This window comes from Deinococcus radiodurans R1 = ATCC 13939 = DSM 20539 (assembly GCF_000008565.1).
Classification (GTDB): Bacteria; Deinococcota; Deinococci; order Deinococcales; family Deinococcaceae; genus Deinococcus; species Deinococcus radiodurans.
Genome location: NC_001264.1, coordinates 204,255 through 227,833, shown reverse-complemented (window position 1 = coordinate 227,833; position 23,579 = coordinate 204,255). Strand labels below are relative to the sequence as shown.

Here is a 23,579-nt window from a genome sequence, read left to right as displayed (position 1 = left end):
CATGTCCCGCCCCCTATCGCTGGCCCGCCTGCTGGCCGAGCCAGGGTTGCTCGCGCTGCTCGGCCAGCTTCGGCAGGCGGCCACCGGCCCGCAGCCCGAGCGGGCGCTGGTGCGGCAACTCGCCGAATTGACCGGGGGCGGCGCCGAAATCCGGGCGAGCTGGGGCGAGGTGGTGGCGGCAGCAGGCGTACAGGAGGGAGAAGGCCAGCCCTTTCCCCTCGCGCATGGCCGCCGACAGGTGGGACGTCTGACGCTGTGGGCACCGCCCGAATGGACCGCGCTCGGCCCGCTCGCCGCCGAGTACGCGCTGCTCTCGCGGCTGCAAAGTGCCGCTGCCGGGGCCGCCCGCCGCCGGGTGGGAGAACGAACCCTCGACGCGCTGCTCTCCGGCCAGGGCGACCCCGCCGCGCTGGGCGACGAAGCCTACGTGGTGGCGGTGGCCGCGCTCGCCCAGGACTTCGGCAGCGGCGCGAGTGCGCGGGCGGCACAGGCCCACGCGCTCGACGTGCTCGCCGGGGCGGGGGAAGGCTACCTCGTCGGCAGTGGGCGGCGCGGACTGTGCACGGTGCAAGGGGACGGGACGGCAGGAGACCGGGCCACAGGAGAGCGGGCGCTGTGGCTGTGGCCCGCCGCCGACGTGCAGCGCGAGGCCGCCGAACTCTACGCCGCGCTCACCGAGTCCACCGGGCAGCCGGTGCGGCTGGGGGTGGGCGGGCTGCACCGGGGCCGCGCCCTGGCCGCTGCCCACGCCGAGGCACGGCAGGCCCTCGCCGCCGTTCCAGCGAGCGGTGGCGTGCAGGTCTTCGGCGAACTCGACCCGCTCTACGCCCTGCTGACGGGCGGGGCGCTCGACACGCTGCGAAGCCAGACCCTCGCCCGGCTCGCGGCCCTGGGCGACGATGGGCGCACCGAGGCCACCCTGCGCGCCTACCTCGCCCACCGGGGCACGCTGAATGAACTCGCCGCTCGGCAGCACGTTCACGTCAACACGTTGCGCTACCGCCTGCGCCGCGCCGAGGAAGTGCTCGGCGGCTCGCTGACCGACCCGGCGCTGCTCGCGCGGCTGTATCTGGCGTTCGGGGCGGGGTGAAGTTCAGCCCAACTCAGCCAGCAAGGTATTTCCCACCGCCCGCCTGAGCGCCTGGGTGTCGATGCTCGTGTGCCGGCTCGGATGCACCCGATTGGTGAGGAGCGTCCAGGCCAACCCGTACTCCGGGTCCACCCACAGCCCGGTGCCGGTAAAGCCGGTGTGCCCGAAGGCCCGCGCGCTGCACAGGCTGCCGCCGCTCCAGCCGGGCTGCGATTGCACGAAGGCGAGGGTATGGCCACCGCTTTCGGGACGCACCGCTGCCGCCTGCGCTGCCTTACCTAGCCAGCCGCCGCGCAGCAGCCGTTCTGCCTGGGCAAGCACCCCGTCGAGCGTCCCGAACAGCCCCGCGTGCCCCGCCGGACCACCGAGCGCGAACGCCTTTTCGTCGTGCACCTCGCCGCGCAGCACGCGCCCGCGCCAGGGGCAGTCCTCGGTGGCGACGGCATGGGCGGGGTCAGGAACAAAGGTCAGCTCCGCGTCCAGCGCGAACTCGCCCAGGGGTCGTCCGCTCACCCGTTCGAGCACCAGCCCCAGCAGCAGGTACCCCAGGTCGGAATACTCTGCCTCGCCCGGCTCCCGCAGTTCCCAGGATTCGAGCGGCAGCCGGGCGCGAATGGCCGCCGGGTCGCCCCACTCGTGCAGTGGCAGGAACCCGCCCGCCGGAACCCCCGCCGAGTGGCTCAGCAGTTGCCGCAGCGTGCGCTCGCCCAGCGGCAGCTCCGCCGTTTCGGGCAGGTGGGCGGCGAGCGGGTCGTCCACGTCGAGTTGCCCGCGCTCGGCGGCCCGCAGCACCTCGCGCGCGGTGAACAGCGGTTTGGTCAGGCTGGCGAGGTCGAACCAGTGCTCCGGCGTCAGCGGGTGCGTTTCCGGCGTCAGTTGCGCGTGGCCCAGCACCAGCGTCGCCCGCTCGCCCGCGCTATTGACCACCCCCAGCGCCGCGCCGGAAAGCGCCCGCGAGTCGGTGAGGGAACGCAGCAGGCGGGCGGTCGAGTCGGGAATGTCCATGCCTTAGCTTAGGCGCCTTCGTCCTCGCGTCCCGCCATCACTTCGTCCACGAACAGCGGGGGCCGCGTCGCCTCGATGCGTTGCCACACGCGCTCGGTGTCGTTCGGGTCAAGCAGCGGCGCGCCCAGCGTCAGGCAAGTGAGGTGGTGCGCGACCACCAGCCGCACGCCGAGGTCGCCGAGCCGCGCCTGCTCGTTGTCACTCAGCAGCGCCGCAAAAGCCGCCGGGTCGCCCAGCGCCGGGTGAGGCGTGCCCCATCCCATTCCAGTCAGGCCCGCCGCGTTCAGACCCGCCCCCTTCAAAAAGGCCGCCACTTCGCGCGGGTTGAGCCAGAAGCCGAACATCAGCTCGTCGGACAGCCGGTCGAGGTGCCCGAGTTGCCGGGGATGGAGCCCCCCGCCCACCAGGTCGCGGGCGAGTTGCTGGCGCTCCAGCCGTTTGCGGGCGTACTCGCCCAGCGTAAGCGCTCTGCCCGCGCGGAGCCACCCGTCCGCCCACCGCGCGGCGCAGGCGGTAGGCCAGCACGTAACCCTGAAACTCGTGCAGCAGCTCCTCGACGCCCGCTCCGGTCATGCGCCGGAGTCTAGCCGCTGCCCGCGCGCCGCTCTGTCGTTCCGGCGCCCTTTGAAGTGACGTTCCACCTGCCGCCCGGTCCGCTATGGTGACGCCATGACCGCTCCTGTCAAGCTCGCCATCGTCTTTTATTCCAGCACCGGCACCGGCTACGCCATGGCCCAGGAAGCCGCCGAGGCGGGCCGCGCCGCCGGGGCCGAGGTGCGGCTGCTCAAGGTGCGCGAAACTGCTCCGCAAGACGTGATTGACGGCCAGGACGCCTGGAAAGCCAACATCGAGGCGATGAAAGACGTACCAGAGGCGACCCCCGCCGACCTCGAATGGGCCGAAGCCATCGTGTTCAGCTCGCCCACCCGTTTCGGCGGCGCGACGAGCCAGATGCGGGCGTTCATCGACACCCTCGGCGGCCTGTGGTCAAGCGGCAAACTGGCGAACAAGACCTTCAGCGCAATGACTTCGGCCCAGAATGTCAACGGCGGCCAGGAAACTACCCTGCAAACGCTGTACATGACGGCGATGCACTGGGGCGCGGTTCTGACGCCTCCCGGCTACACCGACGAGGTGATTTTCAAGTCCGGTGGCAACCCCTACGGCGCGAGCGTAACCGCCAACGGCCAGCCGCTGCTGGAGAATGACCGGGCGAGCATCCGCCATCAGGTCAGGCGGCAGGTGGAGTTGACGGCGAAGCTGCTCGGCTGAAGTTCCTCGGCTGAGGAACGGTCAGGAAGCCGAAGTGCCGAGCGCTTCCCCTTCTCCCAGTACCTGCCGTGCATGGCCCCCGGCCCCTTCCAGCCGCTGCGCCGCTTCCTGCGCCCCGAGGCCGAGTTTGAGCATCACCAGCGCGGTTTTCACGCTGCCGCCGCACTCGCTCAGCGCGGCCTGGGCAGCGTCGGCGTCGGCCCCCGTCGCGTGCTGCACCAGCCGCCGCGCCCGGTCTTCCAGCTTGGCGTTGGTGGCGCGCACGTCCACCATCAGGTTGCCGTAGAGCTTGCCCAGACGCACCATCAGGGCGCTCGACAGTGTGTTCAGCGCGATTTTTTGCGCCGTACCCGCCTTGAGCCGCGTACTGCCGCTGATGATTTCGGGGCCGGTGTCGAGCAACACCGGGCAGTCCACCGCCGCGAGCAGGGGCGCCCCCGGATTGTTGGCGAGGCCCACGGTCAGCGCCCCCGCCGCCCGGCCTGAGCGCGCCGCGCCGAGGACATACGGCGTCGTCCCGCTCGCCGCCACCGCGATCAGCACGTCGTCGGGGCCGATGTTCACCGCCTGCACGTCGCGCTCGCCCGCCGCTTCGTCGTCCTCGGCTCCTTCCACCGCCTGCCGGATGGCCCGCTCGCCCCCGGCAATCAAGGGCACGGCGCGCTCAGGTGGCCAGGAAAAGGTGGGGGTGAGTTCGGTGGCGTCGAGCACGCCCAGCCGCCCGCTCGTTCCCGCGCCCACGTAGACCAGCCGCCCGCCGCGCTCCAGCTGGGGCACCGCCGCGTTCAGCGCCGCCGTGAGCTGCGGGGCCGCCGCCTGTACCGCCCTCACCGCGCCCAACTGGTCGTCGGCCAGCGCCGCAATCAGCGCGTCGGGGGCCAGGGTGTCGAGGTCGGCGTAGTCGGGGTGAACCTGTTCGGTGCGGCGCGGGTCGGTCATGAGGGTCCTTTGGGGAGGGAAATTGCAGAGGGAAAGAGGATGGAGGCTATTCAGCCGGGCAGCGAAATTTTGCCGCCGCTGACCGCCCGCCGCGCTCCGGTCGTCTGCGGCAGCGTGTTGGGCCAGCCCTGCGCGTGGGCGTAGCCGAGAAAGGCGAAGGCGGCGGCCTCGCGGGTGGCGTCGGTCCAGCCGCAGCGGTCCCAGCCGAGGTCGGCAAACGTTCTGAGCGGAACGGCCCCGACTTCGTCTTGCAGCATTCGCAGCAGCACCGGGTTTCTGGCCCCGCCTCCGGCAATGACGACTTCATCCGGCGGGCCAGGGAGAAAGCGCAGCGCCCCGGCCACGCTGCGGGCGGTCAGCCGGGTCGCGGTGGCGGCGAGGTCGCTCAGAGGGAGGCCGGGAGTCGGCGCTGGCAACCGCGCGAGCGTCCACACCTCGCGCCCGGTGGCTTTGGGCGGCGGCGCGGCCAGTTCGGGGTGGGCCAGCCAGCGCTCCAACGTCGCGGCGTCCTCGCGGCCCTGCGCGGCCAGTCGTCCGTCCTCGTCGCAGCTTTGGCCCACCTGCCCGGCAAGTTCGTCGAGCAGGCAGTTGCCGGGGCCGGTGTCGAAGGCGACCACGCCGCCCGCGTCCAGGCCGCCTGCATCTAGGCTGGGCAAAAAGGTGATGTTCGCCAGCCCGCCCACGTTGAGCAGGACACGCTTTTTGCCGTCCTTCAGCGAACATCGCCCAGTCGGCGAACGGCACCAGCGGCGCTCCCACGCCCCCCGCTGCGAGGTCCGCCGGACGAAAGTCGGCCACCACCGGCCTCCCTGTCACCTCGGCAATCAGCGCCGCCTCACCGAGTTGCAGGGTGGCGGGCCGCGCCCAGCCGCGTGCGGGGTCGGGGCGGGGGTGGTGCTGCACCGTCTGCCCGTGGCTGGCAATCAGGTCGGCTTGTGGGGCTAGGTCACGGGCGGCCCCCGCCAGCGCCGCGCCGAGGTCCCAGTGCAGTTGCGTCAGCTCGGCGGTCTGCGCTTCTCCCTGCATGGCCCGCAGCACGCGCCCGCGCAGTTCCGGCGAGTAGGGAGTGAAGGTGTGGGCGACCACCCGGCCACGCGGTTTTCCAGTGGGAAAGTCGGTCAGCTTCGGGAACATTTGCTCACGCTCGGCAGCATTGACGACAAGCTCCGGCCAGCCGGGAAGTTCGAGCAGCGCGGCGTCTATCCCGTCGGCGCTGGTGCCGCTCATCAGGCCGAGAACGTGGGGTGGGCGCATCAGTGGTCCTCTCCGCGCAGGTCCATCACGAAGTCGTAGCGGTCGCCCCGGTAGCAGGCGCGGGCGTACTCCACCGGGCGTCCGGAGGCGAGCCACGACACCCGCTCGGTGGTGAGCAGCGCGGCGCCGAGCGGCACGCCGAGGAGGTGCGCGAGTTCCGCCGAGGCGTTTTGCGCCCGCAGGTGCCGAATGGCGCGCGCCGGGGCGAGGTGCCGCTGGCCCAGCAGCCCGTACAGGCTGGCGTCGGTCACGTCCTGCGCCGTCAGCGGGCCAATCAGGGCGGCGGGCAGCGTGCTGTCTTCCACCGCCAGCGGGTCGCCGTCCGAGGTGCGAAGCCGGCGCAGGCGGTAGACCTGCTCGGCGGCGGTCAGGCCCAGACTCAGCGCTTCCTGGGGCGTGGGGCGGCCCTGCGTGAAGCTCAGGACGCGGGCACCCGGCACCCCGCCCTGGGCGCGCACCTCGTCGGAAAAGGAACTCAGCAGCCCAAGCTGGCGCGAGGTGTGCGGCGTGCCCGCTACGAAGGTGCCGCTGCCGCGCCGCCGCCTCAGCAGTCCCTCGGCTTCGAGCAGCCCCAGCCCTTGCCGCAGCGTGACCCGCGACACGCCGAGCCGCGCCGCGAGTTCGCGTTCGGCGGGCAGGGCGGTGCCCGCGCTCAGCTCGCCACTCTCGATGCGCCGCCGCAGCCCCTGCGCGAGCTGCACGTAGGCGGGGGCCGCGTCGGCAGGGTCGAGCGCGACCCACCACGCGGGCGGCTCGGGCGGCAAAGGGGCAGGCGAGGACACGGCGCAACCGTACCACTTGCGGACCAATTCTGAAAAGGTCTTGTTATTGGACCACAATTGGTCTTATGCTGGGCGCCAGTTTTCACAACTCGTTCTCTGGAGGACACCCATGCTCAAGCGCTCTGCCCTTACCCTCATCAGCTTGGCCCTGCTCGGCGGCGGCCTCAACCAGGCGTTCGCCGCGCCCAAGAAAGTCAGCGGCTACGGCTCCCTCGGCGTGACCAACGGCAAACCCGGCGGCAGCTTCACGCTTGCGCTCGGCGACAGCCCGCAAAGCCTCTTTTACTACGGCGCCATCGACAACAACCTCGGCCTGATTTCGCAGCAACTGTTCGACGGCCTCGTCGAGTTCAACCTCGCCACCTACAAGCTCGAACCCGCACTCGCCGAGAGCTGGGCCGTGAGCAACGGCGGCAAGACCTACACCTTCAAACTGCGCCAGGGCGTGAAGTGGTCCGACGGTCAGACCTTCAACGCCGACGACGTGGTGTTCACCTACAAGAACTTCATCATGAACCCCGAAGCCCGCGCCGGGGACGCCGGGAACTTCAAGCTCGACGGGCAGCCGGTCACCATCAAGAAGGTGAACGATTACACCGTGCAGTTTGACCTGCCGCGCCCTGCCCCCGCTTTCTTGCTCCAGCAGCGCTACTTCATCATGCCGCAGCACAAGCTCGCCAAATTCACCGGCGCCGACGTGAACAAGGCGTGGCCCACCAACGTGGACGAGTCCGAAGTTGTGGGCACCGGCCCCTTCAAGCTCAGCAAGTACACGGCGGGCCAGAAGGTCACATTGGTCAAAAACCCCAACTACTGGAAGGTGGACGCGGCGGGCACCAAGCTGCCTTACCTGAACAGCCTCGAATTCCTGATTCTGCGTGACCCGCAGCGCAGGTGTCGCAGTTCCTCGCCGGCAACCTCGACCAGCTCAACATCTCGGGCGCTCAGTTCCCCGACCTCAAGAGCAAGGAAGTCGCGGGCGGCAAGTTCAAGGTCATCCGCTCCACCGCGCTGTTCGGCAGCCCGCCCTTCGTGGCCTACAACTTCGACGCCGCCGACCCCGCGCTCGCCAAGCTGTTCAGTGACGTGCGCTTTCGCCGCGCCATGCAGAGTGCGCTCAACCGCCGCCGCATCATCGACACCGTGTACAACGAGCTTGCCAGCCTGCCCGGTCACGGCGTGGCGCCCGCCAACAAGGCGTTCTACGCCAACACGACCCGGCAGCTCGGCACCTTCGACCTCGCCGCCGCCAACAAGGCGCTCGACGCCCTGGGCCTGAACAAGAAGAACAGCGCCGGCATTCGCCTGATGAGCAACGGCAAGCCGCTCGAATTCGACCTCACCTACGGCACCGACTCGCCCGTGTACCCGCCGATGGCCGCCATCATCCAGAGCGACTTCGCCAAGGTGGGCGTCAAGGTCAACCTCAAGGGCATCTTGAGCAGCAAACTGCTCTCGACGGGCCAGAGCGGCAACTGGGAAATGATTCTGCACGCTTTCGGCGACCAGCCCGACCCCGAACTGCGCCGCCCCATCTGGCAGCCCGGCGGAGCACTGTACTACTGGCACCGCTCGCTGATGCCGGCCAAAGACGGCGACAAGCCCAACCTCGCCAAGATGTTCCCCTGGGAAAAAGAGATCTACACCATCTTCGACGACGCTTCGACCACGCCCGATGTGGGCAAGCGCAAGGCGCTCTACACCCGCTGGCAGCTTAACTTCGCGCAGAACCTGCCGGTCACGCCCATCGCCAAGCCCGAGAACATCGGCGCGATAAGCGACAAGTACGGCAACTACGTGTACAACCTCGGCGTGATTCCCGGCTACAACCCGGTGCCGCTGATTTTCCAGAAGTGAGGAAAAGGCCCCTCACCCTTCCGCTGCTTCCTCCCTCTCCGTAGGGGAGAGGGCCTTTGCGGAGCAAAGGGGTGAGGGGTCTTTTTCCCGTGAGGAGTTTTTTCCTGTGCTTTCTCCCTGTTGCTTTGTTGCCACATGCTGAACTACACCCTGCGCCGCATCCTCGGCATGATTCCCACCCTGCTCGTGATCTCGGTGCTGTGCTTTCTCGTCATCAAGTTGCAGCCCGGTTCTTTTATTGACCAGTACCTCGAAGACCCCCGGTTCTCCAAGGAAACCGTCGCCAACATCACCCGGCAGCTCGGCCTCGACCAGCCGGCGTGGAAGCAGTACCTCAACTGGATCACCGGCGTGGTCACGCGGCTCGATTTCGGGTACTCCTTCGCGTCGGGGGCGCCGGTCACGTCCATCATCGGCGAGCGGCTGGGCTGGACGGTGTTTATCGCCGCGCTCACGCTGGCGCTGACGTGGCTGATCGCGGTGCCGCTCGGCATCTACACGGCTTTTAACCGCTACGGCATTCCCGCGCAAATCGCTAACTTTCTGGGCTATGTGGGCCTCGCCATTCCCGACTTTCTGGCGGCGCTGCTGCTCGTGGTGCTGGTGCGGCAGCTCGGCGGAACGAACGTGGGCGGGCTGTTCAGACCCGACATGATCGACGCGCCGTGGTCTTTCGCCAAAGTCCTCGACCTGCTCGCGCACCTCTGGATTCCGGTGCTGGCGGTGGGCCTCGAAGGCGTGGCGGGCCTGATGCGCCAGATGCGGGCAAGCACGCTCGACGTGCTGAGCCAGGACTATATCCGCACCGCCAAAGCAAAGGGCCTGCCGCAGGGCCGCGTCATCTGGAAGCACGCGGTACGCAACGCCATCAACCCGCTCATCAGCCTCGCGGGCCTCAGCCTGCCCACGCTCATTAGTGGGACCATCATCATTTCCATCGTCATGAGCCTGCCCACCATCGGGCCGCTGCTCTACGATTCGCTGCTCAACAAGGACCAGTACACCGCCATGACCCTGCTGATGCTCTCGGCCTTCTTGCTGCTCATCGGCAACCTGCTTTCCGACCTCGCCCTCGCCTGGGCCGACCCCCGCGTGAGGTACTCGTGACCGGCGGCCCCGAAACCCGGACCCCGCTGCAAATGGCGTGGCGGCGCTACCGCAAGTCGCGGCCCGGCGTGATTGCAGGGTGGGTGCTCATCGCGCTCTACGTTATCGCGCTGCTTTCGCCCTTTCTGGCGCCGTACAACATCACCACCCAGCATGAGGGCTACGAGTACCAACGCCCGCAGACGGTGCACCTCATCCACCAGGGCCGCCTGCACCGCCCGTTCGTCTACGGCTCGACCACCAAGCGCGACCCGGTGACCTTCGCCAAGAAGACGGTGCCCGACACCGCGCACCCGCTGCCGGTCCAGTTTTTCGTGAAGGGCGAGCCTTATTCCTTCCTGGGCCTTCAGTCCGACCGCCACCTCTTCGGCGTGCCGGATGGTCAGGACGAGTACGGGGAAAAGGTGCCGCGCTACTTCTTCCTCTTTGGCACCGACCAGCTTGGGCGCGACCTGTTTTCACGCACTTTGGTGGGCGCTCAGGTGAGCATGACGGTGGGGGTCGTCGGCGTGCTGATTTCGTTTGCCCTCGGCATCCTGCTCGGCGGCGTCAGCGGGTACTTCGGCGGCTGGGTGGACACCCTGATTCAGCGGGTGGTGGAGGTGCTGCTGTCTTTTCCCCGCCTGCCGATTCTGCTGGCGCTCGCCACGCTGATTCCGGCGCGCTGGCCCTCGACCTGGGTGTACACCGGCATCGTGGCGGTGCTGGCGCTGATCGGCTGGGCGAGTCTGGCCCGGGTGGTGCGCGGGCAAGTGCTCGCGGCACGCAACCTCGATTACGTGTCGGCGGCGCAGGCGATGGGCGCGAGCAACCTGCGCGTGATTCTGCGGCACATCACCCCCAACCTCAGCTCGTTTCTGCTCGTCACCGCGACCCTGGCGCTGCCGGGCTACATCCTGGGCGAAAGCACCCTCAGTTTCCTGGGCCTGGGCATCAAGGAACCGATGACGAGCTGGGGTCTGCTGCTGCGCGACGCGAGCAAACTCGAAGTCGTGAGCAGTTACCCCTGGCTGCTGTGGCCGGGCCTCTTCGTCTTTATCAGCGTCCTCGCCTTCAACTTCATGGGCGACGCCCTGCGTGACGCGGCCGACACCCAGAGCCGTTAAGGACTTCGAACCTAACATTCCGCAGTTTCGGAACTGCACAGAAACGGCTCCATTCCCGATTCGGCGTACTTTTTTCGATACTCGCTTCGCTCGGTTCATCTGAAGATGAACTTCGAGGTACTCAGTCCTTCCCGCCTTTCTTCTGTCGCCCACGCGCTTAATCGCGCATCCCTCAAGGAGGAAATGATGTCGAAGTCCCGTTCCCTGTCCGCCCTGCTCCTCGGCGCCCTCCTGCTCTCCGCCTGTGGAAGCCCTGAGAACGGCCCGCAACCTGCGCCCCAGCCGCTGCCCAACCCCACCGAGGAGGCGCCCGGCACCCCGAGCGGCAAAGTGCGCGGCCTGTGGGTGGACGCCTTCGGCCCCGGCATCAAGACCCCCGAGGAAGTCAGCACGTTGGTGGACACCGCCCGCGCCATGAACGTCAACACGCTGTACGTGCAGGTGGGGCGCCGGGGCGACTGCTACTGCAACAACGCCGCCATGCCGCGCACCGACGACCCCGAGGTGCCGGCGGGCTTCGACCCCCTGGCCGACGTGATTGCCAAGGCGCACGCCAAAGACATCGAGGTCAATGCCTGGATTATCACCACGGCGCTGTGGAATAGCGTGACGCCGCCCAAAAGTGCCGAGCACGCCTTCAACACCCACGGGCCGAATGCGGCGGGCCGCGACAACTGGCTGACCGTGAAGGCCGACGGCACCGTGAAGGCGGGCGCCGACTGGGTGCTCGACCCCGGTCACCCCGACGCCGCCGCCTACATCCGCAACATGTATGTCAGCGTGGCGAAAAACTACGCGGTAGACGGCATCATGTTCGACCGCGTGCGCTACCCGGACTACAACCCGGTGGGCGGCCCGGTGCAGTGGGGCTACAACGAAACGGCGCTTGCCCGCTACCGCGCCGAGACGGGCGCGACCGGCACTCCCGACCCCGCCGACCCGCAGTGGAGCGCGTGGCGTCGCCAGCAGGTGACCAACCTGGTCCGTGAAACCGCGCTGGCGGTCAAGGCCGTCAAGCCCGGTGTGGCGATCGCCGCCGCCACCATCACCTACGGCGAGGGCCCCGCCGACGAAGCCGCCTTCGCCGCCTCGCGCCCCTACGCCGAGGTCGGGCAGGACTGGCTGACCTGGGTCAAGTCCGGCTACCTCGACCAGAACGTGATGATGAACTACAAGCGCGATTTCGTGCCGCTCCAGGCAGGGTGGTTCGACCAGTGGAACACCTTCGCGGCGGGTCTCCGGCAGCGTTACCCCCACACCGAGCAGGTCAGCGGCGCGGCGATTTATCTCAACGACATCGCCAGCACCGTCAGCCAGATTCGCAAGACGCAGGCGGCGGGCCTGGGCTGGGCGGGCTACTCCTACCGCACCCCCGACAAGGACGTGAACGAGGGTAAGCGCGGGGCGGCCGAGGTGCTCGCCGACCTCAAGCTGCGCCTGACCGACGCGGGCGGCCCCTTCCCGACCTTCGTGAAGCACGCGCCCCTGCCGGCAGCCAGCGTGCGCGGCCTGAGCGGTGAACTGCGCGCGGCGCGGCCCGGGCACCACTCGGTCGAACTCGTCCGCGCCGGGGGCACCTGGAACGACGTGGTGGCCGCGACCTTCAGCGACGGCCAGGGCCGCTACGGCTTCCTGAACCTGCCACAGGGCGCCTTCGACGTGCGGGTGGACGGCAAAATACTGCTCCCGAACGTGCAGGCGACGCCGGGCCGCGTGACGATGTTAGAACCCATCACTCTGAACTGATACGGTTTCAAGGAGATGGGCGGGCATCCGGCGCCTTTCCGGATGTTCGGGAATCGGATTAAAACCGTATGACTTCGGTTGTTGGCGCGGGCCTGTCCTCTTCGCGGGGCAGGCCCGCGTTCCTGTCGTCCTGCGCCTTCCCAGACCTGTTCTCCAGGGTGTATGGAGCGCGAACGCCGCTGGGCTAGACTGCCCCCGATGACCACACAATCCAATCTAGAAGCCGTCGAACACAAGCTCATGGTGCCCGCCGACGACGCGCAGTGGGCGAGTTACGCCCCCGAATTTGCCGCTTTGCAGGAAGCCGACCTGACCGCCGGGGACGTGCCTGCCTGGCTGGAACGCTGGAACAGCCTCAGTGCCCGCTTGCAAGGCAGCGGCAGCAAACTTTCGACCCACGCCGACCTCCACACCGACGACGACGCCATTCAACAGCGGTATCAGACCTTCGTGGCCGAGGTGCTGCCCCAGGCCGAGCGCGCCAGCCAGGCCCTCACCGAGAAGCTGCTCGCGGTCCCCGGTTACGTTCCCGGCCCTGACTTCGCGCTCAATTACCGCCGCTTTCAGGACGCCGCCGCGCTGTTCCGCGAGGCGAACGTGGACCTCGGCGTCACCCACAACCAGCAGATCAACCGCCACTCGGTCATCACCGGCAACCAGAAGGTGCAGCTCGGCGGCCAGGAACTCACCCTTCCGCAGGCCAAGCAGCAGATGGACTCGCCCGACCGCGCCCAGCGCGAAGCGGCGTGGCGGGCGCTTTCGGCCAGCAACGCGGCGATTGCCCCCGAACTCGACGCGGTGATGCTCGACCTGATTCGCACCCGCCGGCAGCTCGCCCACAACGCCGACGAGGCCAACTTCCGCGACTACCGCTGGAAGGAACTCGACCGGGTGGACTACACGCCCGAGCAGTGCCTCGACTTTCACGCCTCGGTGCGCGACGAGGTGGTGCCGCTGCTCTCCGGCCTGGTGGGTGACATCGCCCGGCAACTCGGCCTGGAAAGCCTGCGCCCCTGGGACTACAACCGCAACAACCTGCTCGATCCCGAGGGCCGCGAGAGCCTCAGGCCCTTTGCGACCGGCGCCGACCTCGAAGCCCTGGCCCAGCAGACCTATGAAAGCCTCGACCCCGACCTCGCCGCCCGCTTCCGGCAGATGCGCGAGTCGGGGCTGCTCGACCTCGAGTCGCGTCCCGGCAAGATGACGCACGCCTACTGCAACTATTTCCCGACCACCAACGAGCCGTTCGTGCTGATGAACGTGGTGGGCACCGCCGAGGACGTGCGGGTGCTGTTCCACGAAGTCGGGCACGCCTTCCACGGCTTTTACAGCGGCGACCGGCAGCCGCTCGTCTGGAACCGCTGGAGCCCCATCGAATTCGTCGAAATTCCCAGCATGGCGATGGAATTCCTGACGCTCGACCACCTCTCGCATGTCTTCAGCGACGACGAACTCGCCCGTTACCGCCGCAAGCAGCTCGAGGGCGTCATCGCCTTCCTGCCCTGGGCCGCGCAGATGGACGCCTTTCAGCACTGGCTCTACGCCGAGGCGCCGGAGGACGTGACGATTGCCGACCTCGACGCCAAGTGGCTCGAACTCGACCGGACGTTCCATCCTTTCATCGACTGGAGCGGCCTCGACGAGAGCGTCCGGGCGAAGGGCTGGCACTACTACCACATCTTCCAGGTGCCCTTTTATTACATCGAGTACGCCATGTGCTACCTCGCCGCCGTCGCCATCTGGCGCGCCGCTCGGCAAGACCCCGCCGCCGCGCTGGGGCGCTACAAGGACGCCCTGCGCCTCGGCAACACGGTCAGCGTGCCCGAGCTGTACCGCGCCGCCGGGGCCGAGTTCCGCTTCGACCGCGAGTACATCCGGGGGCTGATGGGCTTCCTGAAAGAGCAACTCGGCTAAGCCAGCCCGCAAGCCGCGTCTGCCGGGGAGGAGGCAGCGGGCGCGACTTGCGTGTTCGTGCCCTCCCACTCGGCGACAGGCGACACTCGGCGGCGGGGTACACTCGGCGGCGATGAAGTTGCCCCTGCCTTCCGGGAACACCGGTCTGGAACCCTGGAGGGCCGGGCGCCGACCACGCCCCCTGACCTCGCTGATCGTGCGCCCGCTGGTGCTGCCGCTGCTTTTGCTGCTCCTGATGGCCGGGCTGGTGCTCTGGGGTGTGAATCTCAGTGCCGAGAGCGCCCGCTTCGCGCAGACCTCGCAGGGGCGGCTGCTGACCTTGCGACTGCTGCTCACCGACATTTCCAACATGGAAAACGGCGAGCGCGGGTACGTCATCACCGGGCAGCCTTCCTTTCTGGAACCGTACCAGCGCGGTCAGCAGAACTTTGCCGAGCACCTCAGGCGCTACGAGCCGCTGACCGTCACTGACCGCCAGCGCGAGAACATCGGGCGCGTCGAAACCCTGATGGCGCAGTGGGAGCTCGTCGCCGCGCAGCCGGAAATCGCCGCCCGGCGCGTTTCGCTGGAAAGTGCCGTGGCGCGGGTCAGTGCCGGCACCGGGCGTCACCTGACCGATGAGGCGCGCGAAACCCTCAACATCATGATCGGCTTCGAAAACGAGCGCCTGTCGAACGCGCTTAAGGCAAGCAACACGGCGCTGCGCCGACTGCTGATTCTGACCCCGCTGCTGCTGCTGCTCGGGGCGCTGCTGCTCGTGCTGGCGGTGCGGCGCATCATTTCCACCCTGTCGCTGAGCGTCTCGCAGCTGACCGAGGGCACCCAGCAGATTGCCGCCGGGCACTATGAGCAGCGCGTGCAGCCACTCGGCATCACCGAACTCGACCGCCTCAGCGCCCAGTTTCACCAGATGGCCGAGGCGGTGCAGCAGCGTGAGGCCGCGCTCGCCGAGAGTGCGCGCTCGCTCGAACGGACGAACGCCAGCTTGCAGCGCAGCAACCGCGAACTCGAGCGCTTCGCCTACGTCGCCAGCCACGACCTGCAAGAACCTCTCCGGACCATCGGCAGCTACACCGAACTCATCGCGCGGCGCTACGGCGACAAACTCGACGCCCGCGGCGAGCAGTACATCAAGTTCACCATCTCGGCGGCGCACCGGCTCAAGACCCTGATTCAGGACCTGCTGGTGTTCTCGCGGGTGCACCGCACGGGCCGGGTCTTCGGGCCGGTGGACACCGCCGAACTCGCCGAGCAGGTGCGCGCCGAACTCGAAGTCAAGCTGCGCGAAGTCGGCGGCGAGCTGCACATCGGCGAGCTGCCCACTGTGCAGGGCAACCGCGAACTGCTGCACCACATTTTCCTCAACCTGCTGGGCAACGCGCTCAAGTTCCGTCACCCGGACCGTCCGCCGCGCGTGGACGTGTGGGCCGGGCGGGTGGCGGGCCAGGACGAGGCCGGGAACGGCTGGCAGTTCGCCGTGCGCGACAACGGCATCGGCATCGAGCCGGAGTATCATCAGAAAATCTTTGAGGTGTTCCAGCGCCTGCACGGCGTGGGCGAGTATGAAGGCAGCGGCATCGGCCTCGCCGTGACCCGCAACGCCGCCGAGCAACACGGGGGCCGCGTCTGGCTGGAGAGCGAGCCCGGCCAGGGCACCACCTTCTATTTCTTTCTTCCCGACACCCCGCCTCTTGTGGAGCAACAAGTATGAGAGCCATCGAAATTCTGCTGACCGAGGACAACCCCGCCGATATCCTGCTGACCGAAGAGGCCTTCGAGGAAGCCGATTTTCCCCACCGCCTGCATGTGGCCCGCGACGGGGTAGAGGCGCTGACCTTCCTGCGGCGCGAGGAAAACGGCGAGCTGCCCACGCCCGACGTGATTTTGCTCGACCTCAACATGCCGCGCCTGAGCGGACTCGAACTGCTCGACATCCTCAAGGAAGACCCGCAGCTTCAGCACATCCCGGTGATCGTGCTGACCACCTCCCGCGCCGAGGAGGACGTGTGGCGCAGCTACAAACTACACGCCAACGCCTACATTCCCAAGCCAGTGTCCATCGGTGAATTCGTGGAAGTGATCCGCTCGCTCGGCAATTTCTGGTTCAGCGTGGCGGCCCTGCCTTCCGGCCCGCGCTGAGAGGAAACAGGCTGTCAGCAAACTTTGGGGCGGCGCCCATCTTCCTCTCATAAGGTGAGCAGCGGCAAAATTTCTGCTCGGCCCAGCCTTCACTGTGAGCGTGGAGGCTTCATGAGAAAAACTTTCCTTGCTCCCCTGACCGTAGCCCTGTGCGCCCTTGCCGCTGCCCAGACGCCCCCGCCCGCGCCGATAGACCGCCCGCTGCCCGCGCCCGAGCCGCCCGCCACGGCCACCGTGACCCGCAACGAGCCCACGCCCCAGCAGTTCACGCCTGACAAGCTCGCCCGCCTCAAGGTGCCCGCCGGTTTCAAGGTGAGCGTGATGGCAACCGAACTCGGCAACGCCCGCATGTTGCACGTGATGCCCGACGGCGGCATTTACCTGTCGCGCCGCCAGAACGGCGACATCTGGTACCTCAAGGACGTCAACGGCGACGGCACCATCGACGCCACCGAGCGCCGCCGGGTGGCCGACCAGCTCAAGCTGGTGCACGGCATCGATACCCGCCAGGGCAAGCTCTACGCGGTGGGCGAAAAGACCATATGGGTCATGGACATCGCCAGGGACGGCACTCTCAGCGTGCCCCGCGTCTTTGCCGACAACTTCCCCGACGCCGGGCAGCACCCCGCCCGGCAGCTCGGCTGGGGCCCCGACGGCTACCTCTACGCCTCCTTCGGCGCGACCAACAATGACGCCCCCACCCAGAACCCCGAGGAAGCCACCATCCTGCGCATTCGCCCCGACGGTCAGGTGCGCGAGGTGTACGCCCGGGGCCTGCGCCACACCATCGGCTTCGGCTGGCACCCCGTCACCAAGACCTTCTACGGCATGGACCAGGGCAGCGACTGGCACGGCGACAATATTCCGCCTGAGGAACTGAACGTCATCAAGCGCGGCAAGAACTACGGCTGGCCCTTTTGCTACGGCGCCAAAAACCCCGATCCCTTCGTGAATGTCGCCAACATCCCCGGCAAGATCACCAAGGCCGAGTACTGCGCGACGACCGAGCCGAGCACCCTGAACTACACCGCGCACGCCGCCGCGATTGCGCTGAAGTTCTACACCGGCACACAGTTTCCCGCCGAGTTCCGCAATGACGCCTTCGTGACCTTCCGGGGCTCGTGGAACCGCAACGAGCCGAGCGGCTATGAAGTCGCCCGCGTGGTGTTTGACGCGCAGAACAAACCCGAGAAGATCGAGCCTTTCGTGACCGGCTTTGTCTATCAGGAAGGCGGCGAGTGGAAGCAGTTCGGGCGCGTGGCGGGGCTGGCGGTCTACACCGACGGCAGCCTGCTGTTCACCGACGACCAGAGCGGCGTGATTTACCGCGTGCAGTACGTGGGAGGCCAGAAATGATGCGTAAAACGGCGCTGCTCGGGCTGTTGACCCTGGGCCTGGCGAGCGCGGGCGGCGCGCAGCCGGCGACTCCCCTGAGTGCCACCGCCGCCCTGCGTGACGGTGCCGGGCAGGTCGTGGGCAGTGCCCGCTTCGTGCAGCAGGGCGCGGGCGTGCAGGTCACGGTGGACGTGCGCGGCCTGACGCCCGGGATGCACGGGATGCACGTCCACGAGTTCGGGCGCTGCACTCCCGGCGTGGACCCGGCGGTCAACAAAGTGGTGCCCTTCGGCGCGGCGGGCGGGCACTTTGACCCCAGCATGAGCCGCAACCACGATACGCCCCAGACCGACAACAAACACGGGCACGGCGGCGACACCCCGATGCTCAGCGTGGGCGCCGACGGTGTGGGCAAAGCGAGCTTTACCAGCACCAAAATCAGCCTGACCGGCGAAAACGGCATCCTGAACCGCAGTCTGGTCATCCACGCCAACCCCGACGACTACAAGACCGACCCGGCGGGCATGTCCGGTGCCCGCGAGCGCTGCGGCGTCATCGTGCGCGACGGCCTGAGCGTGCGCGACTACGCGCTGCCCGGCCCGGTGGACCACCCCGAAGGCGTCGCCTACGACGCGAAGAAAGGCTTGATCTACACTGGCAGCGCCCAGAACGGCACCATCTACGCCATCAACGCCCAGAGCGGCGCCGTGACCAAGTTTCAGGAAGGCGGCGCCTATGGCCGTCAGGTCGCGCTCGGCCTCAAGGTGGACCCCCAGGGCCGACTGTGGATTGCGGGCGGTGCCCAGGGAACGGTCAGCATCCTCACGCCCGACGGCATGACGCTGGCAGTGCTGGAGACCCCCAAGTCGCCGCGTCCCTACATCAACGACCTCGTGCTGGCGCCCGACGGCAACTTCTATGTCACCGATTCCTCGCGCCCAGTCATTTTCCGCGTGGACAAGGCGCTGAAGCTGACGGCCTGGCTCGACCTCGCCGGCACGCCCATCAAGTACGGCCCCGGCGTCAACCTCAACGGCATCGCTGCCACGCCCGACGGCAAGTACCTGCTCGCCGTGCAGCTCAACACGGGCGAGTTGTGGCGCATCGACCTGAAGACCAAGGCGGTCAAAAAGGTCATGGACGGCCTCGTCAACGGCGACGGCCTCCTGCTCGACGGGCGCACCCTCTACGTCGCCCGCAACAAGGACCAGGTCGTCGCCAAGGTCAGCCTCAGCGCCGACTACGGCAGCGGCCAACTGGTCGCGCAGGAGCCTCTGAACGGCCTGCGCTTTCCCGCCACGCTGGCGAAGGTCGGGAACGACCTCGTGGTGACGCAGGCGCAACTGGACCGCATCGGCGGCACACCCGAGACGCCGTTCAAGCTCACCCGCTTCGCCAAGTTCTGAGCACTCTCTCTTTTCGGCCTCTCCCCATCCCGGGAGAGGTTTTTTCATGCCCCGGCTCCGGGCATACTGCGCCCATGACCCCTTCACCTCTGCCCCTTTCCCCGCTTCGCAGCCACATCATCCGCGAGCTGCACGTCCAGCCCGACATTGACCCGGGTGCCGAAGTCGAGCGGCGGGTCGCTTTTCTGTGCGACTACCTGCAAAGCACGCCGACCAAAGGCTTCGTGCTCGGCATCAGCGGCGGGCAGGATTCCACCCTGGCCGGGCGGCTGTGCCAGCTCGCGGTGGAGCGGCGGCGCTCGCAGGGGCACGGGGCGACGTTTCTCGCCGTGCGCCTGCCCTACGGCGTGCAGGCCGACGAGGCCGACGCGCAGCAGGCGCTCGATTTCATTCAGGCCGACCGCGAAGTGACGGTCAACATCAAGGAGGCGGCAGACGCCTCGGTGGCGGCGGCGCAGGCGGCCCTGGGCAGCGAAGTGCGCGATTTCGTGCGCGGCAACGTCAAGGCCCGCGAACGCATGGTGGCGCAGTACGCGCTCGCCGGGCAGGAAAACCTGCTGGTGGTGGGCACCGACCACGCGGCGGAAGCGCTGACCGGCTTTTACACCAAGTACGGCGACGGCGGCGTGGACCTCACCCCGCTCTCCGGCCTGACCAAGCGGCAGGGCGCCCAACTGCTCGCGCACCTCGGCGCCCCGGAAGGAACGTGGCGCAAGGTGCCCACTGCCGACCTCGAGGACGACCGCCCCGGCCTGCCCGACGAGGTGGCCCTCGGCGTGACCTACGCCCAGATCGACGCCTACCTCGAAGGTCGCGAGGTCAGCGACGAAGCCGCCGCCCGGCTCGAACGCCTCTTCCTCAATTCCCGTCACAAGCGGGCGCTGCCGGTCACGCCTTTTGACGGCTGGTGGCAGCCGGGCGAACAAAAGCAGAGCTGAAAAAAGACGTTCTGCGGCGCCCCGGCTCCTCCTCGGCCCTTGCCGTGCGAGGTGAATCGGGGCGCCTTTTGCTGTGTCGCCAGAGGCTCCAAAAAATATCCCTCCACGTCCAGAATTGACGTGCACGTAAATTTCCCCGTATGCTGAGGCCGTTCCGCAATCCAGCATGGCTCGCCGGCCGCACGCAGGCCGGTTTCGACGGAGGAAAGTATGGCCCTGAAAGAACTGTTCGACCTGTCCGGCAAAGTGGCGCTCATCACCGGTGGCTCGCGTGGCCTCGGCCTGCAGATGGCCGAAGCGCTCGGCGAGTACGGCGCCACCGTGGTGCTCACCGCCCGCAAGCAAAACGAACTCGACGAGGCGAAGGCGCACCTCGAAGGGCTGGGCGTCAAGGCCCACGTCTACGCCAACGACCTCGGCAACTTCGAGAGCATCGACCCGCTCATTGCGCAAATTCATCAGGAAGTCGGGCCCATCGACATCCTCATCAACAACGCCGGGGCCACCTGGGGCGCACCGACCGCCGAGCATCCCTTCGACGCCTGGATGAAGGTGATGAACGTCAACGTCAACGGAACGTTCCTGCTCACCCAGAGCGTGCTCAACCGCTGCATGTTGCCCGCCGGCAAGGGCCGCATCATCAACGTGGCGAGCGTGGCGGGCCTCAAGGGCAACTCGCCGCAGATGATGCCCACCATGGCTTACAACACCTCCAAGGGCGCCGTGGTGAACTTTACCCGCGCCCTGGCCTCCGAGCTGGCGCCCAAGGGCATCACCGTCAACTCGATTTGCCCCGGCTACTTTCCCACCAAGATGACGCGCGGCACCCTCGCCGCCGCCGAGCAAGCCATCATGAGCCACACGCCGATGGGCCGCCTGGGCACCGACCAGGACCTCAAGGGTCTCGCCGTGCTGCTTTCCAGCGACGCCAGCGCCTACATGACCGGCCAGAACATCGCCGTGGACGGCGGCATCACCGCGATATGAGCCGCTCGCTCACGCCCCAGGACCTCCCGGCACTCGTCGGGCAGGAACTCGCCGTGTCGGACTGGGTCGAAGTCACCCAGGAGCGCATCAACCTTTTCGCCGACGCGACGGGCGACCACCAGTTCATTCACGTGGACCCCGAAAAAGCCGCCCAGGGCCCCTTCGGCACTACTGTCGCCCACGGCTTCATGAGCCTCTCGATGCTCGCCGGTGACTTTCTGAACGGCGGCGGTATGCCCGAGATCACCGGCGCGAAAGTCACGCTCAACTACGGCCTCAACCGGGTGCGTTTTCCCACCCCGGTGCGCGTCGGCAGCCGCCTGCGCAGCCACGCGACCTTGCAGAGCGTGGAGCAAGGCGAGAGCTTTTTGCAGATGACGGTGCTCAACACGGTGGAAATCGAGGGCGCGTCCAAGCCCGCCTGCATCGCGGAAACGGTCTTCCGCGTCTACCTGTAATCCCCCGCCACCAGCCACAGGAGCGGCCCTTCATGACCCAACAGCCTCCCCAGTCTGAGCCAACACAGTCTCCCGCCGAAGTTCTGGCCTTCGCCAATCAGGTGATCGCCGCGCAGTCCTTTTCCACCCTGATCGGTGCCCAGTTCACCGACATCACCCCCTCGCAGGCCACCTTGCGCGTGCCGCTGCGCGAGGACCTGCGCCAGCACCACGGCTTCGCGCACGGCGGGCTGATGTCCGCCATGGCCGATATCTCGCTGACCTTCATCGGCGCGCTGGCGCTGGGACCCAACGTGCTCACCAGCGAGTTCAAGATCAATTTCGTGCGCCCCGGCGTAGGCGAGGAACTCGTCTCGCGCGCCAGCGTGGTGAGCGCCACCAAGCGGCAGGCCGTGACCCGCTGCGACATCTATGCGGTCAAGGGCGGCGACGAAAAGCTGGTGGCGACGGCGCTCGGAACCATCGTGCTCGCCGATGTGCCCACTTCGGCGGCAAACGGCCCAACAACCGAGACGGAGGGCTCGTGACCCCCGAACAGGCCGTCCCCGCCCCCTGGCGCCCCGGCGAAAGCGTGCTGCTGCTCAGCGGCGCGGGGCTGCCGCTCGGGCACCTGATCGTGCTGGAACTGCGTCCCTTCGCCTTTCGCTGCGCCTTCGAGCCGCTGCCCGCTTACGAGACGTACCGGGCGCTGTTCGAGGAAGACAACCGCCTCGCCGAGGAGCTGGCACATGACCGCTCGCCCGAGGCTTTTGCCCGCGCCGAAGCCGTGCAGGCCGAGGTGCAGGGGCTGGGGCTGGTGCTGCGGCGCGAAGGCGGCGGGCTGTGCCGCGACTTTCTGCTGGGCATAGATCTGCTGGGCGTCGGCGGCCCGAGCGCCGATCTGCGCCCCCTGACCCCAGTTTCTGTTTCCCCCCTGGAGGAACCCGCATGACGATGTTCGACACCACCCCCCGCGCCCAGGACCTGCGCGAGCGGCTGCTGCGCTTCATGGACACCTACATCTACCCCAACGAGGCCGAATTTCACCGCCAGGTCGAGTCCGGCGAGCGCTGGGCGCCGGTCGAGCTGATCGAGGAACTCAAGCCCAAAGCCCGCGCCGAGGGTCTGTGGAACCTCTTCCTGCCGCCTGCGAGCGACCCCGAGGGCAAGTTCGGTGCCGGGCTGACCAACCTCGAATACGCGGGCCTGTGCGAAATCATGGGCCGGGTGTGGTGGGCGCCCGAAGTGTTCAACTGCAACGCGCCCGACACTGGCAACATGGAAGTCATTGCCCGCTACGGCACGCCCGAGCAGCAGGAGCAGTGGCTCCTTCCCCTGCTGAACGGCGAAATCCGCTCGGCCTTCTCCATGACCGAGCCGCAGGTGGCGAGCAGCGACGCGACCAACATCGAGGCGCAGATTGTGCGTGATGGCGACGAATACGTCATCAACGGGCGCAAGTGGTGGTCCTCGGGCGCGGGCGACTCGCGCTGCAAGGTCAGCATCTTTATGGGCAAAACCGACCCGCAGGCCCCCCGGCACCTGCAACAGTCGATGATTCTGGTGCCCTTCGACGCACCCGGCGTCAAAATTGAGCGTGCTCTGCAAGTCTTCGGCTTCGACGACGCCCCGCACGGCCACATGGAAATGAGTTTCGACAATGTGCGCGTGCCCGTGACCAATATGCTGCTCGGTGAGGGCCGGGGTTTTGAAATCGCCCAGGGCCGCCTGGGGCCGGGCCGTATCCACCACTGTATGCGTCTGGTGGGGCAGGCCGAGCGCGCTCTGGAGCTGATGATTGAGCGCAGTGCGCAGCGTATCGCCTTCGGCAAACCGCTCGCCCTGCACCAGCACACCCGCGAATTGATCGCCCAGAGCCGCATGGAGATCGACCAGGCCCGGCTGCTGACGCTCAAGGCCGCGCACACCATGGATACTGTGGGCAACAAGGACGCCAAGGGCGAAATCGCCGCCATCAAGGTGGTCGCGCCGAACATGGCCCTGCGCGTGATTGACCGTGCCATTCAGGTCTACGGCGGCGCAGGCGTGTGCCAGGACACTCCGCTGGCCATGATGTACGCGCAGGCCCGCACCCTGCGCCTCGCCGACGGCCCCGACATCGTGCACACCGAAACGGTTGCCAAGGAAGAACTGCGCCGTCAGGGCGTGGACCTGCGGGCGCTCAGCAAGCGCTGAGCCAGTCACCTCCACTGAACCAACAACTCCCAGGGGCGCCGGGCCGGAGAAAAGTCCGCCGCGCCCCAC

Annotated in this window: 21 protein-coding genes and 2 pseudogenes; 17 read left to right on the top strand and 6 right to left on the bottom strand. The window is 67.7% G+C overall.

Features of this window, described 5'->3' with window-relative positions:
* Position 1: 1 nt before the first annotated feature.
* Positions 2-1,090: a helix-turn-helix domain-containing protein gene (locus DR_RS14680; protein WP_162177634.1), complete on the top strand. Its 1,089-nt coding sequence runs from the start codon at positions 2-4 to the stop codon at positions 1,088-1,090.
* A gap of 3 nt (positions 1,091-1,093) precedes the next feature.
* Here the strand turns inward: DR_RS14680 and DR_RS14675 are convergent, their stop codons facing one another.
* Both DR_RS14675 and DR_RS14670 read right to left on the bottom strand, forming a co-directional pair.
* Positions 1,094-2,095 carry a serine hydrolase domain-containing protein gene (locus DR_RS14675; RefSeq protein ID WP_010889475.1) on the bottom strand — a complete coding sequence of 334 codons (1,002 nt, stop codon included), beginning with the start codon at positions 2,093-2,095 and terminating at the stop codon, positions 1,094-1,096.
* An 8-nt stretch (positions 2,096-2,103) separates the two neighbouring features.
* Entirely contained in the window at positions 2,104-2,499 is a 396-nt protein-coding gene (locus DR_RS14670) for a hypothetical protein (protein WP_010889474.1), read from the bottom strand.
* A gap of 265 nt (positions 2,500-2,764) precedes the next feature.
* Between DR_RS14670 and wrbA the strand changes: the two genes are divergently transcribed.
* On the top strand, positions 2,765-3,367 hold the full coding sequence (gene wrbA, locus DR_RS14665; RefSeq protein WP_010889473.1) for an NAD(P)H:quinone oxidoreductase type IV: 603 nt from the start codon (positions 2,765-2,767) through the stop codon (positions 3,365-3,367).
* A gap of 21 nt (positions 3,368-3,388) precedes the next feature.
* On the opposite strand, the gene murQ is transcribed toward wrbA, so the two are convergent.
* The 4 genes and pseudogenes from murQ to DR_RS14650 all read right to left on the bottom strand — a co-directional run bounded on the left by murQ (position 3,389) and on the right by DR_RS14650 (position 6,342).
* Positions 3,389-4,306, bottom strand: a complete 918-nt coding sequence (murQ, locus tag DR_RS14660) for an N-acetylmuramic acid 6-phosphate etherase (RefSeq protein WP_010889472.1) — start codon at positions 4,304-4,306, stop codon at positions 3,389-3,391.
* Between the two features lie 50 nt (positions 4,307-4,356).
* Complete coding sequence (locus DR_RS17085) at positions 4,357-4,989, bottom strand: anhydro-N-acetylmuramic acid kinase (protein WP_268741601.1); 633 nt, start codon at positions 4,987-4,989, stop codon at positions 4,357-4,359.
* A gap of 85 nt (positions 4,990-5,074) precedes the next feature.
* A pseudogene (locus DR_RS17080) lies at positions 5,075-5,533 on the bottom strand (anhydro-N-acetylmuramic acid kinase); the annotation flags it as partial.
* 26 nt (positions 5,534-5,559) lie between these two features.
* Entirely contained in the window at positions 5,560-6,342 is a 783-nt protein-coding gene (locus DR_RS14650; protein ID WP_051618884.1) for a GntR family transcriptional regulator, read from the bottom strand.
* A gap of 109 nt (positions 6,343-6,451) precedes the next feature.
* Between DR_RS14650 and DR_RS17265 the strand changes: the two are divergent.
* The 15 genes and pseudogenes from DR_RS17265 to DR_RS14575 all read left to right on the top strand — a co-directional run bounded on the left by DR_RS17265 (position 6,452) and on the right by DR_RS14575 (position 23,510).
* A pseudogene (locus DR_RS17265) lies at positions 6,452-8,199 on the top strand (ABC transporter substrate-binding protein).
* Positions 8,200-8,334: 135 nt separating this feature from the next.
* On the top strand, positions 8,335-9,306 hold the full coding sequence (locus DR_RS14640; protein WP_027479770.1) for an ABC transporter permease: 972 nt from the start codon (positions 8,335-8,337) through the stop codon (positions 9,304-9,306).
* Positions 9,303-10,412, top strand: a complete 1,110-nt coding sequence (locus DR_RS14635; protein WP_010889467.1) for an ABC transporter permease — start codon at positions 9,303-9,305, stop codon at positions 10,410-10,412. The genes DR_RS14640 and DR_RS14635 overlap by 4 nt, the downstream gene beginning before the upstream one ends.
* 183 nt (positions 10,413-10,595) lie before the next feature.
* Entirely contained in the window at positions 10,596-12,158 is a 1,563-nt protein-coding gene (locus tag DR_RS14630) for a glycoside hydrolase family 10 protein (protein ID WP_231885344.1), read from the top strand.
* Between the two features lie 198 nt (positions 12,159-12,356).
* Positions 12,357-14,072: a M3 family oligoendopeptidase gene (locus DR_RS14625; protein WP_027479769.1), complete on the top strand. Its 1,716-nt coding sequence runs from the start codon at positions 12,357-12,359 to the stop codon at positions 14,070-14,072.
* 112 nt (positions 14,073-14,184) lie between these two features.
* Positions 14,185-15,783: a sensor histidine kinase gene (locus DR_RS14620; protein ID WP_010889464.1), complete on the top strand. Its 1,599-nt coding sequence runs from the start codon at positions 14,185-14,187 to the stop codon at positions 15,781-15,783.
* Entirely contained in the window at positions 15,780-16,211 is a 432-nt protein-coding gene (locus DR_RS14615) for a response regulator (protein WP_010889463.1), read from the top strand. The genes DR_RS14620 and DR_RS14615 overlap by 4 nt, the downstream gene beginning before the upstream one ends.
* Before the next feature lie 111 nt (positions 16,212-16,322).
* Positions 16,323-17,567: a PQQ-dependent sugar dehydrogenase gene (locus DR_RS14610; RefSeq protein ID WP_027479768.1), complete on the top strand. Its 1,245-nt coding sequence runs from the start codon at positions 16,323-16,325 to the stop codon at positions 17,565-17,567.
* A complete protein-coding gene (locus DR_RS14605) occupies positions 17,567-18,952 on the top strand; it encodes a superoxide dismutase family protein (RefSeq protein WP_027479767.1) in 1,386 nt (461 codons plus the stop codon). The genes DR_RS14610 and DR_RS14605 overlap by 1 nt, the downstream gene beginning before the upstream one ends.
* 74 nt (positions 18,953-19,026) lie before the next feature.
* Positions 19,027-19,890 (top strand): ammonia-dependent NAD(+) synthetase, encoded by an 864-nt coding sequence (gene nadE, locus DR_RS14600; protein ID WP_010889460.1) that lies wholly within the window; start codon positions 19,027-19,029, stop codon positions 19,888-19,890.
* Between the two features lie 210 nt (positions 19,891-20,100).
* On the top strand, positions 20,101-20,877 hold the full coding sequence (locus tag DR_RS14595; RefSeq protein ID WP_010889459.1) for an SDR family oxidoreductase: 777 nt from the start codon (positions 20,101-20,103) through the stop codon (positions 20,875-20,877).
* Entirely contained in the window at positions 20,874-21,335 is a 462-nt protein-coding gene (locus DR_RS14590) for a MaoC family dehydratase (RefSeq protein ID WP_010889458.1), read from the top strand. Before DR_RS14595 ends, DR_RS14590 begins: the two co-directional genes overlap by 4 nt.
* A 32-nt stretch (positions 21,336-21,367) precedes the next feature.
* Positions 21,368-21,862 (top strand): PaaI family thioesterase, encoded by a 495-nt coding sequence (locus tag DR_RS14585; protein ID WP_010889457.1) that lies wholly within the window; start codon positions 21,368-21,370, stop codon positions 21,860-21,862.
* A complete protein-coding gene (locus tag DR_RS14580; protein WP_010889456.1) occupies positions 21,859-22,266 on the top strand; it encodes a hypothetical protein in 408 nt (135 codons plus the stop codon). The genes DR_RS14585 and DR_RS14580 overlap by 4 nt, the downstream gene beginning before the upstream one ends.
* Positions 22,263-23,510: an acyl-CoA dehydrogenase family protein gene (locus DR_RS14575; RefSeq protein ID WP_010889455.1), complete on the top strand. Its 1,248-nt coding sequence runs from the start codon at positions 22,263-22,265 to the stop codon at positions 23,508-23,510. Before DR_RS14580 ends, DR_RS14575 begins: the two co-directional genes overlap by 4 nt.
* Positions 23,511-23,579 lie beyond the last annotated feature (69 nt).